Annotated in this window: 12 protein-coding genes; 8 read left to right on the forward strand and 4 right to left on the reverse strand. The window is 72.4% G+C overall.

Features of this window, described 5'->3' with window-relative positions:
- Window positions 1-161: 161 nt before the first annotated feature.
- Together ACIRJR_RS11350 and ACIRJR_RS11355 are read right to left on the reverse strand one after the other, a co-directional pair.
- Window positions 162-1,736, reverse strand: coding sequence for an NADH-ubiquinone oxidoreductase-F iron-sulfur binding region domain-containing protein (locus ACIRJR_RS11350; protein WP_403777368.1), 1,575 nt, complete (start codon window positions 1,734-1,736; stop codon window positions 162-164).
- Entirely contained in the window at window positions 1,733-2,980 is a 1,248-nt protein-coding gene (locus ACIRJR_RS11355) for a hypothetical protein (RefSeq protein ID WP_403777371.1), read from the reverse strand. The genes ACIRJR_RS11350 and ACIRJR_RS11355 overlap by 4 nt, the downstream gene beginning before the upstream one ends.
- Before the next feature lie 483 nt (window positions 2,981-3,463).
- Between ACIRJR_RS11355 and leuS the strand changes: the two genes are divergently transcribed.
- From leuS to ACIRJR_RS11390, 7 genes are all read left to right on the forward strand, one after another.
- Window positions 3,464-6,337 (forward strand): leucine--tRNA ligase, encoded by a 2,874-nt coding sequence (leuS, locus tag ACIRJR_RS11360; RefSeq protein ID WP_403777374.1) that lies wholly within the window; start codon window positions 3,464-3,466, stop codon window positions 6,335-6,337.
- Between the two features lie 267 nt (window positions 6,338-6,604).
- Window positions 6,605-7,297, forward strand: a complete 693-nt coding sequence (locus ACIRJR_RS11365; RefSeq protein ID WP_403777377.1) for a hypothetical protein — start codon at window positions 6,605-6,607, stop codon at window positions 7,295-7,297.
- Between the two features lie 201 nt (window positions 7,298-7,498).
- The gene (locus ACIRJR_RS11370) at window positions 7,499-8,344 is read left to right on the forward strand and encodes a DegV family protein (RefSeq protein ID WP_403777380.1); all 846 of its coding nucleotides are present in this window, start codon (window positions 7,499-7,501) and stop codon (window positions 8,342-8,344) included.
- A gap of 748 nt (window positions 8,345-9,092) precedes the next feature.
- Window positions 9,093-9,908: a helix-hairpin-helix domain-containing protein gene (locus ACIRJR_RS11375; protein ID WP_403777383.1), complete on the forward strand. Its 816-nt coding sequence runs from the start codon at window positions 9,093-9,095 to the stop codon at window positions 9,906-9,908.
- The gene (locus ACIRJR_RS11380) at window positions 9,905-12,511 is read left to right on the forward strand and encodes a ComEC/Rec2 family competence protein (RefSeq protein WP_403777386.1); all 2,607 of its coding nucleotides are present in this window, start codon (window positions 9,905-9,907) and stop codon (window positions 12,509-12,511) included. Before ACIRJR_RS11375 ends, ACIRJR_RS11380 begins: the two co-directional genes overlap by 4 nt.
- Before the next feature lie 215 nt (window positions 12,512-12,726).
- On the forward strand, window positions 12,727-13,551 hold the full coding sequence (locus ACIRJR_RS11385; protein ID WP_403777389.1) for an arylamine N-acetyltransferase: 825 nt from the start codon (window positions 12,727-12,729) through the stop codon (window positions 13,549-13,551).
- Window positions 13,552-13,783: 232 nt separating this feature from the next.
- The gene (locus tag ACIRJR_RS11390; protein WP_403777392.1) at window positions 13,784-14,668 is read left to right on the forward strand and encodes a YceI family protein; all 885 of its coding nucleotides are present in this window, start codon (window positions 13,784-13,786) and stop codon (window positions 14,666-14,668) included.
- Window positions 14,669-14,848: 180 nt separating this feature from the next.
- Here ACIRJR_RS11390 and ACIRJR_RS11395 read toward each other — a convergent pair whose 3' ends face one another.
- Entirely contained in the window at window positions 14,849-15,094 is a 246-nt protein-coding gene (locus ACIRJR_RS11395) for a hypothetical protein (protein WP_403777395.1), read from the reverse strand.
- Window positions 15,095-15,185: 91 nt separating this feature from the next.
- On the opposite strand from ACIRJR_RS11395, the gene holA reads away from it, so the two are divergent.
- A complete protein-coding gene (gene holA / locus ACIRJR_RS11400) occupies window positions 15,186-16,175 on the forward strand; it encodes a DNA polymerase III subunit delta (protein ID WP_403777398.1) in 990 nt (329 codons plus the stop codon).
- 300 nt (window positions 16,176-16,475) lie between these two features.
- On the opposite strand, the gene rpsT is transcribed toward holA, so the two are convergent.
- Window positions 16,476-16,742 (reverse strand): 30S ribosomal protein S20, encoded by a 267-nt coding sequence (gene rpsT / locus ACIRJR_RS11405; protein ID WP_014156344.1) that lies wholly within the window; start codon window positions 16,740-16,742, stop codon window positions 16,476-16,478.
- Window positions 16,743-16,832 lie beyond the last annotated feature (90 nt).

Raw genomic sequence — 16,832 nt, forward strand, 5'->3', positions numbered from 1 at the left:
GTGTTTTTATTCTTGTTGTGTGCCGGCTGGTTTGTCTTCTCGTTTGTTCTTTTTATATTACTCTTACCCCCCCCCCCCCCCCCGCCGCCCCCCCCCCCCCCCCCCCCCGCTTCTCGTCGTACCCGCCCCTGTACGGGTCCGCCTGTCCCGGCGGTGTGCGGTCAGCCGCGTCCGCTGCCCAGGGCCCTGCGCTGGGTGCCGGGGAGCGCGGGGCGCTCGGCAGGCGCCCGCTCGATGCGGAGGGCCAGTGCGGGGCAACGCCGTACGGCACGCTGGGCCCGGCCCCGCAGGTGCACGGGGACGGCGGCGTCCGCGAGCGCCGGATAGCCGTCGGGCCCCAGTCTGATCAGTTCGGGAACGATGTCCGCGCAGAGGCCGTGCCCCTGGCAGAGCGTCCAGTCGACCGCCAGCTTCTCGCCGCTCGGGATGGACTCCTCCAGGTCCTCGTAGCCGGGGGAGGGCAGAGGCAGCACCCCGAGCGTTTCGCGTCCGCAGCCGCCGTCGAGCACATGCGCGGCGAGGTCGTCGGTGAACGCCGAGAGGGTGGATGACAGGAAGCGGGCGGATCCGTCCGGGTGTTTGCACGCCCCGCGGCCCTTCACGGCCTGGGTCACCTCGCGGAGTGCTTCCAGAGCGGCGGGACCGCCCCCGTTCAGTACGTCGGAGAGGCCGCCCGCGGCGGCCGGCAGCCCCAGCTTGCACGGCCCGCACTGGCCCGCGGTCTCGGCGGCCAGCCAGTTCGCGATCCTCAGGGACTCACCGATCGGGCAGGTCTCCGGCCCGATCGGCAGGATGGCACCGGCGCCGAGTGCGCCGCCCGCCGCGGCCAAGGAGGCCCTGGAGACCACGGCGTCGTGCGAGGCGATCGCGTCGATCCAGTTGCCGTGGTAGCCGCCGGTGAGGACGCCTTGGGGCAGCGGCGGGGCGCCGGCCAGCTGCAGGACGTAGCGCAGGGGCACGCCGGTGGGCACCTCGATCACCATCGGGCGTGCCACGGCCCCGGAGACGGTGAGCAGGACGGTGCCGGGCTCGTCGGGCAGGCCGGTGTGGCCGTAGCGGCGTGAGCCCAGCCGTGCGGCGACGGCGAGCTGTGCGTAGGTCTCCGCGTTCGACAGGAGGGTCGGGGCACCGGCCACGCCGGACTCCGCGGCGCGTTCGCGGCGGCCCGGTGGCAGGGCGGGACCGCCGTTCACCGCCCGGATCACCGCGGAGGCCTCCCCGGAGACCATGCGCTCAGGTGTACGCACCACCCTGGCGCGCAGATGCTGGCCGCGGCGGTCGGAGAGACCGCGCTCGGCCAGGGCGGTGCGCACGGAGATCTCCGTGGAGTTGCGCGTGACGGCCACGACGAGAGTGCGGGCGCCGAGCGCCTCCGCGGCGAGCAGGGCGCCGTCGAGGATGAGGTGCGGGGCGCGGTTGAGCAGCACGGTGTCCTTGCGGCAGGCGGGCTCGCCCTCGCTGCCGTTGATCACGACGACGGGCCGCACCCCTCGTCGTATGGAGGCCTTGGCGACCGCGCGCAGCTTCTTGCCGAAGGGGAATCCCGCACCTCCGCGGCCCCGCAGGGAGACGGACTCGGCCAGTTCGGCCAGCCGCTCGCCCGTCATCGGTTCCAGGGGGCCGTGCACCTTCAGGTGCATCGCGAGGCCGAGCCGGTCCACGAGGTCGAACCCGGTGGTCAGCTGGGGCAGGCCGACGACACGGACCTCGGGCACATCGGGGAGGGGGACGTTCACGGTCGGTCTCCTGCTGGTGCGTGCCAGGGCTCTCCCGCCGAGGGGGGATAGAGCGGCCCCGGGAGCTGTTCGGTCTCCTGGTCGGAGGACGGGGTGGAGGCGTAGGGCGGGGGCGGGGGGTACGCCGGCCTGAGCGACTGCGCGGGAGGCGCGGGGGACGGGGTGGGCCAGCGGCCGTCCGACGCCTCCGCCGGCCGCGCGGCCGGGCGGACGACGGCTCGGTACGCCGCGGAGATCCCGGCCCGGGGACTCGGTGCCGGTGCGGGGCCCGGAGCGAGACGGTCGGAACCGCGCGGCGGGGGCTCGTACGGCGGGGGTGCGTACGGCGGGGGTCCGTACGCCGGCCGGCGGTACGGCTGCGCCCCGCGGTCCGGCGGCTCGTACGCGTGGTCCGGCGGCTCGTACGCGGGGGGCGCGGGTGTCACCGGGGCGGTCAGCGTCCGTGGGCGGACCGGGGTGCCGCGTATTCCGCGGTCGTCGTCGCCCCAGCCGGGCGCGTCGGGTGGCAGGCCCCGGCCGGGCGGCGGAGGCGCGTGTTCCGGGCTGGGGGGCGGGGAGGGGCGTATGACCGGGTCCGACGCGGACGGCGGCGCGTCCGTGCCGATCAGACCGGCGACGAGGCTGGTGAGCAGACGTTTGGCCGGGTCGGGCAGCAGGCGCAGTCCGAGCACGCCGGCCACCGCTGCCAGGCAGAGCATGTACATCACGACGACCCAGGTCGCGGGCGGGCGCCCGGCGTACAGTCCGTGCACCAGCGCGAAGCACCAGGCCGGGTAGGCAAGTGCGTGCAGAGCGCGCCAGCGGCCGGCGATCCTGCCCGGGGTGGCGAAGGCACTGCGCATGGCACCGGTCGCCGCGGCGGTGATCATCAGCAGTCCGGCCAGTGAGCCGAACCCGATGAGGCCCGCGGTGCCGCTCACGCCCGTGCCGAACGGTATGAGGGCACCGAGCAGACCGACGTGGCCCAGGGCGACCTTCACCGTGCCGTGCAGCAGGAGGAAGCCGAGCGAGGTGACGGCGGCGGCGCGGTGGATGCCCTGGCAGACCAGGCGCTGACGGGTGGAGAGGAACACCCGGTCGGTGGCCAGGAGGCCCCAGGCGACTGCCGCGGTGAGGGAGACCAGCGTGAGGACGCCGGTGGTGAAGTCGAACGCGGCACGCGTTCCGTCGCTGCCCGCGACGGCGATCAGAGGGATGAGAACCAGTGCCGCGACGGTCAGCCCGCCCTGGAGCGGGCGGCTCATTCCTTGGCCGGGGGTCGGACCGGGGGACGAACGGATCCTGCGATGAGGCTTCATGGGGGGCGACTCCGAATGGCTCGGCAAAGCGGTCCCGTTGCCGCATGCTAGGTCGCCGTCTACCGACCGGTACGGGGTTTGAGTTGTTGCCCCGATAGAGGGCAGTACGCGGAGTAACCCCCGGAGTGTGCAGGTCGTGTGGAAGATTCGCGCGGATGATGTGCCTTCCGGTCCTGTCGCGAGGGGGCCCGGGGGTCCTTCCGCACGCGTATGTGCCGGGCCGGGCGCCGGGCCCGTGCGGTACCCTGACGCCATGCGTGCCGTACGCCTTCTGCTTAGCGAGCCGCGCTGATCATTCCCGACCGGTGAGAACGCCTGGTCGGACTCGGCGCGGCGTCCCCTCCTGTGCGAGGGGATTTTTCGTTTCCGTAGACGTGTGTCCGTAGACGTGGGCGCCGGCAGATGACGATCGATGGAGCTTTGAGGATCATGAGCGAGACGAACACCGCGGCCGAGGTGGCCGCGCCGCACCGCTACACGGCAGCGATGGCCGCCGACATCGAGGCACGCTGGCAGGACTTCTGGGACGCTGAGGGGACGTACGAGGCGCCGAACCCGAGCGGCGACCTGGCGGACGGCACGGGGCTGGCCGCCAAGCCCAAGAAGTTCATCATGGACATGTTCCCGTACCCCTCGGGTGCGGGACTGCACGTCGGCCACCCGCTGGGCTACATCGCCACCGACGTCTACGCCCGCCACCAGCGGATGACCGGGCACAACGTCCTGCACACCCTGGGTTTCGACGCCTTCGGCCTGCCGGCCGAGCAGTACGCCGTGCAGACGGGCACACACCCGCGGGCCTCCACCGAGGCCAACATGGAGAACATGAAGATCCAGCTGCGCCGGCTGGGCCTGGGCCACGACAAGCGCCGCTCCTTCGCGACGATCGACGCGGACTACTACAAGTGGACCCAGTGGATCTTCCTGCAGATCTTCAATTCCTGGTACGACACGGAGGCCGACCGGGCCCGCCCGATCGCCGAGCTGGTCGCCCAGTTCGAGAGCGGTGAGCGCCCGGTTCCCGGCGGCCGTGAGTGGAGCGCGCTGAACGCCGCAGACCGTGCCGACATCCTGGGGCAGTACCGCCTGGCGTACGCCTCGGACGCGCCCGTCAACTGGTCGCCGGGTCTGGGCACCGTGCTGGCCAACGAAGAGGTGACGGCGGACGGCCGCTCCGAGCGGGGCAACTTCCCGGTCTTCAAGGCCAAGCTGCGCCAGTGGAACATGCGCATCACCGCCTATGCGGACCGCCTGCTGGACGACCTGGACGGGCTGGACTGGCCCGAGGCCATCAAGCTGCAGCAGCGCAACTGGATCGGCCGTTCCGAGGGTGCGCGCGTCGACTTCCCGGTCGACGGAGCCGGCGACATCACCGTCTTCACCACCCGGCAGGACACCCTGTTCGGTGCCACCTACATGGTGCTGGCGCCCGAGCACGAGCTGGTCGAGCGGATCATCCCCGCAGCCTGGCCCGAGGGCACCCACCCCGTGTGGACCGGCGGCCACGCGAACCCCGCCGAGGCCGTCACCGCGTACCGCAAGCAGGCCGCGGCCAAGTCCGACGTGGAGCGGCAGGCCGAGGCCAAGGACAAGACCGGTGTCTTCACCGGTGCCTACGCGACCAACCCGGTCAGCGGCCAGAAGATCCCCGTCTTCATCGCCGACTACGTGCTGATGGGCTACGGCACCGGCGCGATCATGGCCGTACCGGCGCACGACGCGCGCGACTTCGCGTTCGCGCGCGCCTTCGAACTGCCGATGCGCTGTGTCGTCGAGCCGTCGGACGACCGAGGTACGGACGCGTCGACGTGGGAGGACGCCTTCGCCTCGTACGAGGCGAAGCTGGTCAACTCCGCCAACGACGAGATCTCGCTGGACGGCCTGGGCGTCGTCGAGGCCAAGGCGAAGATCACCGAGTGGCTGCAGGAGCACGGCGTCGGCGAGGGCACCGTCAACTTCCGTCTGCGCGACTGGCTGTTCAGCCGTCAGCGGTACTGGGGCGAGCCCTTCCCGATCGTCTACGACGAGGAGGGAATCGCCCACCCGCTGCCCGAGTCGATGCTGCCGCTGGAGCTGCCCGAGGTCGAGGACTACTCGCCGCGGACCTTCGACCCGGAGGACGCCGACACCCAGCCCGAGACCCCGCTGTCCCGGAACGCCGACTGGGTCAACGTCACCCTGGACCTGGGAGACGGCGCCGGCCCGCGAAAGTACCGCCGCGAGACCAACACCATGCCGAACTGGGCGGGTTCCTGCTGGTACGAGCTGCGTTACCTGGACCCGAACAACGACCAGCGGCTGGTCGACCCGGCGATCGAGCAGTACTGGATGGGGCCGCGCGAGGGGCAGCCGACCGGCGGTGTCGACCTGTACGTCGGCGGTGCCGAGCACGCGGTCCTGCACCTGCTGTACGCCCGCTTCTGGTCCAAGGTGCTGCACGACCTGGGGCACATCTCGTCCGCCGAGCCGTTCCACAAGCTGTACAACCAGGGCATGATCCAGGCCTTCGTCTACCGGGACAGCCGCGGCATCGCGGTACCGGCGGCAGAGGTCGAGGAGCGCGACGGGGCGTACTACCACGGTGGCGAGAAGGTCAGCCGGGTCCTGGGCAAGATGGGCAAGTCCCTGAAGAACGCCGTGACGCCCGACGAGATCTGCGGCGAGTACGGGGCAGACACCCTGCGGCTGTACGAGATGGCCATGGGGCCGCTGGACGTCTCCCGCCCGTGGGACACCCGGGCCGTGGTCGGCCAGTACAGGCTGCTGCAGCGGCTGTGGCGAAACGTCGTCGACGAGGAGTCCGGTGAGGTCACCGTCGTGGACACCGAGCCCGACGAGGACACGCTGCGGGCGCTGCACAAGGCCATCGACGGTGTCGGCCAGGACATGGCCGGGATGCGGTTCAACACGGCCATCGCCAAGGTGACCGAGCTGAACAACCACCTGACGAAGGCGGGCGGTCCGCTGTCCCGGTCCGTGGCCGAGCGGCTGGTGCTGCTGATCGCCCCGCTGGCGCCGCACGTGGCGGAGGAGCTGTGGCGCAGGCTGGGCCACACCGAGTCCGTGGTGCACCAGGACTTCCCGGCCGCCGACCCCGCGTACGTCGTGGACGAGACCGTGACCTGCGTGGTGCAGATCAAGGGCAAGGTCAGGGCGCGCCTGGAGATCTCCCCGTCGATCTCGGACGAGGAACTGGAGGCGCTGGCCCTGGCCGACGCGAACGTCGTCGCCGCACTGGGCGGGGCCGGGATCCGCAAGGTGATCGTGCGCGCGCCGAAGCTGGTCAACATCGTTCCCGCGTAACGGCACCCCGGCGGTCCGGTGATCCGGCACCCCGGCGGTCCGGCGGTCCGGCGGTCCGGTGATCCGGCACCCCGGCGGTCCGGCGGTCCGGCGGTCCGGCGGTCCGGTGACCCGGCACCCCGACGGTCCGGTGATCCGGCCGACGCGCCAGGGCTTTCCCCTACGGGCAGGTTGGGGGTTCCGATGGAACCCTCGGCCTGCCCGTTCCGTTTACGGTAGAAGGGGCGACCGCACACGGGCAGCCGATCCGACAACCGAGGGGCGTTCATGGAAGCCGCGATCCTGATCCTGACGCTGCTGTTCGTCGCGTTCGTGGCGCTCGGGGTGTACGCCGGCGTCAAGGCGGTCCGCGCGGCCAAGCGCGGTGTGGACCGGACGATCACGCAGGCCCGCCGATCCGTGGAGGACACCGCCCTGCGGGCCAAGAGCTACGGGCAGCCGGGCGTACCGGGGGAGCTCGCGCAGCTGCGGCTCGCACTGCGTACGTCGATGCGTGCCACTCAGGACGTGCTGGAAGCCAGGGCCGCGGAGGACGCCTCCCTCTCGGAGTCGCTGGGGCTCTTCCAGCGACTGAGTGCACACGGCCGCGAGCTCGACGACGACCTGAAACGCCTGGAACGCGAGCCGGACCGCGCGACGGTGGCCTCGCTGATGCCCGGGCTGCGGGAGCGGACGGAGCGCATCACACACTCGGCGGAATCGCTGCGCTGGGCGGCGCGCGACCGGGCGAGGCAGTTCGCCGACGACGATCTGGCCGCGCTCAACGCGCAGATCGACCTGGAGGCCGGGGCACTGCGCCACTGGACGACCGAGGAGCAGGCGGCACCGAGTGGCTCGGCCGGACACGGCTGGAGCGGGCCGACCGACCAGGAGCAAGCCCCGTCGCTCACGCCCCCGGACCCGCGGCTGCGCGGGGGCTATCCGTGGCAGAAGTCCGCCAAGCCCGAGACCACGAACTGACGTACAACGGCGGCGAAGACGCCGGCCGGTGTGCGGAGAGGCGGGCTACGGCCGGGACCGACAGAGGAGGGGCGCGCACACGCCCCGAAGCACGGCGGACAGTCCCAGGTGCGTCAAGGACGGACGCCGGACCGTACGGAAATGATCAGCAGGCCGGTCCCGGGCTGCCGCGCACCCACCGCGGAAGGTAACCTCCGGCTCATGTCCCGCCATGTCGCGATCGTCACCGATTCAACGGCCTACCTGCCGCCCCAGACGATGGAACAGCACGGCATCACCGCGGTGCCGCTGACCGTGGTCCTGGGTGATCAGGCTCTGGAAGAGGGCACCGAGATCTCGGCGCGGTCGTTGGCGCTGGCCCTGCAGAAGCGCCGCTCCGTCACCACGTCGCGGCCCAGCCCGGAAGTCTTCGCCGCCGCCTATCGCGCCGTGGCCGAAGAAGGTGCCGACGGCATCGTCTCCCTCCACCTGTCGGCCGAGTTCTCCGGGACGTACGACGCCGCCGTCCTCGCGGCGAAGGACGCGCCGGTGCCGGTGCGGGTGGTCGACACCGGCATGGTCGCCATGGCCCTGGGATTCTGCGCGCTCGCGGCGGCCGAGGCCGCCGAAGGGGGCGGCGGGCTGGACGAGGCGGTCGCGGCGGCGGAGAAGCGGGCGGAGGGCACGTCGGCGTTCTTCTACGTCGACACGCTGGACTATCTGCGCAGGGGCGGGCGCATCGGTGCCGCCCAGGCGCTGCTCGGATCGGCCCTGGCCGTGAAGCCGCTGCTCCAACTCGACGGCGGCCGCATCGAGATGCTGGAGAAGGTGCGGACGGCGTCCAAGGCGATCGCACGGCTCGAGGAGATCGTGGCCGCGCAGGCCGGTGCGGGTGCCGTGGACATCGCCGTCCATCATCTGGCCGCTCCGGACGGTGCCGAGCGGCTGGCGGAACGGCTGCGTGGCCGAGTTCCGGGGCTCGTCGATCTGCATGTGAGCGAGGTGGGCGCGGTGATCGGGGCGCACACCGGTCCGGGGCTGCTGGGCGTGGTGGTCTCGCCCCGCTGAACTGCACTCAGGCGGGTGATGTGGATATCCACAACTGCTGGGTTATCCACCGGAAATAGCCTGTCTCGGCGGATTTTCGCAGACCTGTCTAGCGTCGTGAGGCATGACCTCCCGATCACTTCCCCCGGCGAGCCGCGCTACCGGCCGGCAGAATCTGACCAGCGATGCGACGGACCGGCCCGCACCCCGGCTCGCGGATGCGCCCGTACCCCGGCTTCCGGGTCCGTCCGTACCCCGGCTCGCGGATGCGCCGGCGTTCCGTCTCGCGGATCTACCCGCGCACGCGGCGATGGATCCGCCCACGCGGAGGGCCTCGCACCGCGGCGCGCATCGTCTGTCGCGCGGGGCCGGAACCGCCGGGTACGCCCGGCGGAGGCCCGGTGTCCGGCCGGGCGGAGCGGCCGGTACCTCGCCCGGGGCGGCAACCGCCGCCCGGCACGTGCGCAGGCGGCGTACCGGGCGCGCGCCAACTGCCGAGGTCGCGGCGGCTGCCAGGCTCAGGGCTGAGGCGCTCCTGACCGGCGAGCGGCCGGCGCCTGTGGCTCCGGCGGGCGTCGCGGCGGGGACCATGGCGGCTGCCACGCCCGCCCGTCCGCCAAGGGCCACGGCCACGGCCACGTCCGCGACCACGGCTGCGGCGGCGAGGGGCGGCGGGACGGCACGGCCCGCTGCGGTGCGGGACCGTTCCAAGGACTCCCGCGCGACGCCGTCCTGGGCTCTGACTCCGCCGGTGCGTACAGCACCCGACGTGAGCTCCGCACCGGCACCGCAGGCCGGGCCGGCGCTCCCGCCGAGCCGCGGAATGCCCGGCGGCGCCACCGAGGGGCCCCGGTGGTGGAGAGAGGCACTGCCCGCTCTGCGCGACCGGCTACCCCTGTGGGTGCAGCTGCGGTGCGGCATGGAACCACGCGCGCTCGCCGCGCTCGCCGTCGTCCTGATCGGGGGCGCGGTCCTCGCGACGGCACACTTCTGGTCGGCCCGGCCCGAGCCCGTACGCGCGCCCGACCGGGTCGCGGAGGCCGCCGCGGTCCAGGCGGATGTTCCTGGAGCCGCCCCCGATCAGATGCCCGGCCTCACGCCCGGTCCCACCGCCGGACCGCAGGCAGGTGCCGCGTCCGGCGGGCGGATCGTCGTCGACGTGAGTGGCAAGGTGCGGAGGCCGGGAATCCAGCACCTGCCGGCCGGCTCCCGTGTCGAGGACGCCCTGCGTGCCGCGGGAGGTGTCCGTGAAGGTGCGGATGTCAGCACGCTCAACCGCGCGCGTGTTCTGACGGACGGTGAGCAGGTGGCTGTGGGAATGCCCGCCGCTCCGCCACCCAGGGGCGGACCGGCGGTGGGCGGCGGAGCCGCGGTGGGGCAGACCGGTCCGGTGGTGCCGTTGAGCCTCGGCACGGCCACGGTCGAGCAGCTCGAGACCCTGCCCGGGGTGGGGCCGGTGCTCGCCCAGCACATCATCGACTACCGCACCGAGCACGGGGGTTACCGCTCGGTCGACGAACTCCGTGAGGTCAACGGCATCGGCGACCGCCGGTTCGCCGACCTGCGGCCGTTGGTCAGGCCATGAGCGTCCCTGACGTGCACTCGGATTCGGGTCGGCGGCTGGGCGCCGCCGACCCCCGCCAGGAAGCTCCGGCCGATCTCAGGCTGGTAGCTCCGGCCCTGGCGTGCTGGGCTGCGGCAGCCCTGGCCCTGGATGCGCCGGGCGGCTGGGTGGCGGCCGGGGCCGTGCTCTGCGTATGCGCAGGTCTGGTCCTCGCCGCCCTGTCCCGGGCCGCGCCACGAGCAGCACCCCTGGCCGGGACGGGGCGGGGTGCAGGGCCGCCGGCAGGGCGGGCGGGGCCTCGGGCCGGGGCACCGGGGCGCACGAGGTCCGCGGCGCGTGTCGGCGCCCGCACCACGACCGCGGCGCGTGCCGGCGCCCGCACCACGGTCGCTGCCGGGGCGCTGCTCTGCGCTGCGGCGGGGGCGGCCGCCGCAGGCCTCCATGGGGCGGATGCCCGCAGCGGGCCCGTCCCCGGCCTGGCCGCGGCGTACGCGCGGGTGGAGGCGGACGTGACGGTCACGTCCGATCCCCGGCAGACCCGGCCACGGGTACGGGGCGACCACAGCACACCCGTGTCCCTGCTCGTAGATGCCGAGGTCGACCGGCTGACCGCCCCCGACGGCACGGTGACCAGGCTCCGCACCCCTGTCCTGGTCATGGTCGCCCCGGGGGAGGCGTCGGCGCGGTGGCGGCGGCTGCTGCCCTCGACGAGCCTCCGTATCAGCGGCCGCCTCACGCCACCGCGTCACGAGGGGGAGCGGATCGCCGCTGTTCTCGGCACCGACGCGGACGCCCCACCGCGGGTCCTTTCGGAACCCACTCTTCCGCAGCGCACCGCAGGGCGCCTGCGGGCCGGCCTCAGGGAGGCCACCGACGGGCTCGACGCCGATGCGCGGGCGCTCCTGCCAGGGCTGGTCGTCGGCGACACCTCAAGGGTTCCGCCCGATCTGCACGACGCCTTCAAGGCGACCGACCTCACCCACCTGCTCGCAGTGTCGGGTGCGAACCTGTCGATCCTCCTGTTCCTCCTCATCGGCCCGCCGGGCACGGCTTCGCGCAGCGAACGCCGGGGGCTGGCGCCCAGACTGGGCATCTCTCTTCGAGTGACCGCTCTGACCGGCGGAGGGATCGCGCTCGCCTTCGTGATCGTCTGCCGCCCCGAGCCGAGCGTTCTGCGTGCGGCTGCCTGTGGCCTGATCACCCTGCTCGCCATCGGGACGGGCCGACGCCGGTCACTGATCCCCGCACTGGCCATGGCCGTTCTGCTGCTGGTGCTGTACGACCCGTGGCTGGCCCGCAGCTACGGCTTCCTGCTGTCCGTCCTCGCCACCGGGGCGCTGCTCACCCTGGCCCCGAGGTGGAGCGATGCTCTTCAACGGCGCGGGGTACCGGCACGCGGCGCGGAGATGCTCGCCGCCGCCGGAGCCGCGCAGGCGGTCTGCGCGCCCGTGGTCGTGGTCCTGGCGTCGCGCGTGAGCCTGGTCGCGGTCCCCTGCAACCTGCTCGCGGAGTTCGCGGTGGCGCCCGCCACGGTGCTGGGGTTCGCCGCTCTCGCGGTGGCACCCGTGTCCATGCCTGTGGCGAGGCTGCTCGCCGAGGCCGCCGGCTGGCCCGTCGGATGGATCGCGTCCGTCGCCCGCACCGGGGCCGCCCTTCCTGGGGCGGAGGTGGACTGGCCGGGTGGATGGCGCGGAGCGGCCCTCCTGGCCGGCGTCACGGCGCTGCTGGTGCTGTCGGCCCGCCGTCTGGCCCGTCACCCCTGGCTGTGCTCCGCCGCCGCGCTCCTGCTGGTGCTCGCCGTGCTGAGACCGGTGCCCCTCAGCCGCCTCATGACAGGGTGGCCCCCGCCTGGCTGGGTCTTCGCCCTCTGCGACGTGGGGCAGGGAGACGCCATGGTGCTGGCCGCGGGGGACGGTACGGGAGTGGTCGTGGACACCGGCCCTGAACCCCGACTCGTGGACCGGTGTCTGCGCGACCTCGGTATCACCCGTGTTCCGCTCCTGCTGTTGACCCACTTCCACGCCGACCACGTACGAGGGCTGCCGGGTGTGCTGCGAGGGCGCGAGGTGGGTGCCGTCCAGACGACGAACCTCGACGAACCGCCGGAGCAAGCAGCGTTCGTGAAGAGAACGGCCATGGCGGCGCACGTCCCGGTGGTCCGGGCCGTACCGGGGGAGCGGCGCCGTTCGGGCCCGGTCGACTGGCAGGTGCTCTGGCCCGCTGCCGGCGTCGGGGGAGCGGCACCGGCCGCTGTGACGGAAGAGCCCAACGACTCGAGCGTCACACTCCTCGTACGCTCCGGAGGGATGACCCTGCTCCTCCTCGGGGATCTCGAACCACCTTCCCAGCGAGGGGTGTTGCGCAGTCATCCCGCACTGCCCAGGGTGGATGTGCTCAAGGTCGCGCACCATGGCTCGGCTCACCAGGACACGGCGCTCCTGCGCAGCGCCCGCCCGAGGTTCGCCCTGATCAGTTGCGGCACGGACAATCCGTACGGCCACCCGGCGGCCCGTACGCTCGAAGCACTCGAGGCGACGGGAGCGAAGGTCCTGCGGACCGACATCCACGGTGCGATCGCGATGACGGGCGCCGGCGCGGGACTGCGTGCGGCAGGCCGCTCGTGAACCCTAGCCGCGCCGGGTGCCGCGCACCGCTGCCGCACCAGCACCGGCACGTCCTGAGCACCGGCACGTCCTGCTCGCGCGGTTCGGAGCCGCGTGCCGGCTCTCGCTCCCTCACGGCCCGCACACCGGCCATCGGCACCCGACACCACATCCGTCGGCGGTCCTAGGGCCACGGACTCATGGCATCGCCCGGCGCGCCGCGACAGACTGCAGCCATGAACGAGGAACTCCCGCAGTCGGCGCACCCGCTCACCCCAGCCCGGACGGACGCCTACCTGGAACGCATCGGCGCCGCCCGCCCCGCCCGAGACGACGCCGCGGCCCTGCGCGAGCTGCAGCTCCGCCACCTCAGGACCGTTCCTTTCGAGAACCTCTCGATCCACCTCGGCGAGGACATCGTGCTGGAGGAGGAGAAGCTCGTCGACAAGGTCGTGACGAAGCGCCGCGGCGGCTTCTGCTACGAACTCAACGGAGCCTTCGCCGCGCTGCTGCGCAGCCTCGGATTCCGAGTGACTCCGCTCCAGGCGCGGGTCTTCGGCGACGGCGGTCGCCTCGGTGTCCCGTACGACCACATCGCTCTGCGCGTGGAGACCTCGGACGGTACGGGCCCGTGGCTCGTCGACGTCGGGTTCGGCGACCATGCGCTGCACCCGCTGGACCTCGGCTCCCGCACCGAACAGGAGGATCCCTGCGGCAGGTTCCGTTTCCGCGAGGCACCGCAGGGAGACCTCGACCTGCTGCGCGACGGTTCGGAGCAGTTCCGCCTGGATCCGCGCCCGCGGGTGCTGGAGGACTTCCGTGCCGGCTCCTGGTACCACCGCACCTCGCCGGACTCTCACTTCACCCGTTCCCTCGTCTGCTCCAGGAACACGGGGGACGGCCGGGTGACGCTCAGGTCCCGCACCCTGATCACCACCGTGCGGGGCGAGCGGCACGGGACGGAGCTGAGCGGCGACGCCGAGGTACTCGCCGCCTACCGCGACCACTTCGGGATCTCCCTCACCCACACGCCCTCGGTGCGGGCTCCCCTGACCGCGTGACAGGTACGGGCCGCGCACAGCGGCAGGAATCGCGCGCAATCCGGACCTCAGGCCCTACCTGTGTACAACGGCCCACAGCTGGCCACAGTTCGGTACAACCCCTCTGAGCTGCGGCGTTTGCCTCGAACATCGCAATGATGATCGAATGCGTATTCGTCGGCGGGCCACTGTTCCGACAACGACGTCCGGCTTCCAGGGCCCGAGGTGAGAACCGCCCCTGGGGAGTACGCACATGTTCGGCCGTTGGCTAGGCAGCAGAGCGAAGTCCGGCACCGCACAGGCCGACGGCACCGCGGTTCGCCCCATGCCACGTAACGCCGGAATGCTGAGCTGCCGGATTCTGGGCCCGGTCACCGAGCCGGTGCATCAGGCCGATTACGTCGTCACCGACAGTGCGGGCCGCAAGGTGGTCGGCGGGGAGACGGATCCGTTCGGGAACGTGGTCGCCACAGTGCCGGCGGGCGAATACCGTCTGGGTGTCACGGCCGAGGGTTTCACTCCTTTCCACGGCTCGGTCACCGTGGCCGAAGGGGAGCACGCGATTCTCGGGGACGTCTCGCTCCAGGCTGCCCAGCCTCCGCAACTGCCCGATCCCGGCGACTGGGAGATCGAGCCGTCACACACCCAGATCGGCTTCACGGCACGTCACATCGGGATGGCCCGGATCCACGGCAGGTTCAACACCTTCGCGGGTGCCGTGAGGATCGCCGATCGCATGGAGGACTCCGCCATGCACGTCGTCATCGACGCCTCGTCGATCGACACGAACGTCCGGATGCGCGACGACCACCTGCGGTCCGGTGACTTCCTCGACGTCGAGCGCTATCCGACTCTCGAGTTCTACAGCGAGCGTTTCGTCCACCGCGGCGGCACGCGATGGGGTGTCACCGGAGCGCTCACCCTGCACGGTGTGAGCCGTACCGTCACGCTGGACGCCCGGTACCTCGGTCTGGGCAACGGCCTGGAGGGCGAGACCAGGGCCGCCTGCCGGGCGACCACGGAGCTGCACCGTGAGGACTTCACGCTCACCTGGCAGACGATGCTGGCCCGCGGCATCGCCGTGGTCGGGCCGAGTATCAAGATCGAGATGGACATCCAGATCATCCCCAAGGGCTGACACCCCGGCGTACCGCCCCGCGGACCCGGCGCCTCCGGCCAGCGCCTCAGGGCGGCGGCAGCCCGGCAGCGTCCCAGGGCGGCGGCAGCCCGGCGTAGCGCCGCACGGCGCACGGGTCCTGCGCACCCTCCGCAGGGCCCTGCGGACCCGACGAGCCGCACCCCGGCGTGCGGCTCGCCCCTACGGAGTCTCGAGCCAGCCCTCGTACTCCGCGGCGAACGCGTCGAGTGCCGTGGAGTCCAGCCGTGCGGCCGGGTCCTCGACCACCACCAGCCACTGGGCGTCCTCGGCGTCGTCCTCGCCGGCCAGGGCGTCCCGGACCAGCTGCGGCTCCTCGGTGACGCCGAACCGGTCGTGCAGTTCCGCTGCGACCTCCTCCGCGGCGTCCCGGTCGGGCAGCACCAGTACATGTCTCACATCGCTCACCCGTTCATTCTCCGGCACCGCCGGAGGCCGTGGGTACGCCGGGGCGGCTGCCCGGCGGGGTTGTCGCAGGCGCGTGGGATGCTGGACGGCGATGGCCACCAGACGCAGTTCCACCGACGATCCGCTCGCCCCCGTCACGCTCGCCGTGGGCCAGGAAGACCTGCTCCTGGACCGTGCCGTACAGCACGTGGTGGCCGCGGCCCGCGCCTCCGACGCCGACACCGACGTGCGCGACCTCACTCCGGACCAGCTGCAGCCCGGCACGCTCGCGGAGCTCACCAGCCCCTCGCTCTTCGCGGAGCGCAAGGTGGTGATCGTGCGTAACGCGCACGACCTCTCCGCCGACACCGTCAAGGACGTCAAGGCATACCTGGGCGCCCCCGCCGAGGAGATCACGCTCGTGCTCCTGCACGCGGGCGGAGCCAAGGGCAAGGGCCTTCTGGACGCCGTGCGGAAGGCTGGGGCGCGTGAGGTGGCGTGTCCCAAGACCACCAAGCCGGCCGAGCGGCTGTCCTTCGTGCGGTCGGAGTTCCGGGCGCTCGGGCGTTCCGCGACCCCGGAGGCGTGCCAGGCGCTGGTGGACTCCATCGGCAGCGACCTGAGGGAGCTGGCGAGCGCGGTCTCGCAGCTGGTCGCGGACGTCGAGGGCACCATCGACGAAGCCGTCGTCGGCCGCTACTACACCGGCCGGGCGGAGGCATCCTCCTTCACCGTCGCCGACCGGGCGGTCGAGGGCCGGGCCGCGGAGGCCCTGGAAGCGCTGCGGTGGTCGCTGTCCACCGGTGTCGCGCCCGTCCTGATCACCAGCGCCCTGGCGCAGGGCGTCAGGGCCATCGGCAAGCTCTCCTCGGCCCGGGGCGGACGTCCCGCGGACCTGGCCCGTGAGCTCGGCATGCCGCCCTGGAAGATCGACCGGGTCCGTCAGCAGATGCGCGGATGGACGCCGGACGGGGTCGCGGCGGCGCTGATCGCGGTCGCGGCGGCCGACGCGGGCGTCAAGGGCGGCGGGGACGACCCGGAGTACGCACTGGAGAAGGCCGTGGTCGCCGTCGCCCGCGCCGCACGTCCCGGCGGTCGCTGACGCGGCACGGTGGCACGTCCCGGCGGTCGCTGACGCGGCTCGGTGGCAGGCCCCCCGGCGGTCGGCACGGTGGCAGGCTCCCCGGCGGTCGCTGACGCGGCGCCGCACCGTCCCGGCGGCCACCGGCACGCCCGAAGGCCCCGGCCGTCGTCCTGGGGAGGACGTCGGCCGGGGCCTTCGGTTCACGCTCGGGTGCGCCGCACCCGCGTGGCGAACGCAGGTTCGGTGTGCGGCGCGGGGTGCCGGTCAGGAGCGGGAGAGAGGGCCCGCTGGGTCCGTACCGGCGATCACATCAGTAGCTCAGCCCTGGAGGGCGGCAACCTTGAGCGCCAGCGCCGACTTCTTGTTGGCGGCGGCGTTCTTGTGGATGACACCCTTCGAGACAGCCTTGTCGAGCTGGCGGGACGCGTCACGGACGGCCACAGTGGCCTTCTCGACGTCACCGGCAGCGGCAGCCTCACGGGCCTTGCGGATCGAGGTCTTGAGCGAGGACTTGACGGCCTTGTTGCGCAGGCGCGCCTTCTCGTTCGTCTTGTTCCGCTTGATCTGGGACTTGATGTTCGCCACGAAAGAGCCTTTTCAGGTTCGTTGGATCTTCTATGTGCGCCACGTCGCTTCTGAGGGCCACGAGGCACAGCTGCCCACGGTAGCAGTCAC

The organism is Streptomyces sp. NPDC102402, assembly GCF_044765765.1.
Classification (GTDB): domain Bacteria; phylum Actinomycetota; class Actinomycetes; order Streptomycetales; family Streptomycetaceae; genus Streptomyces.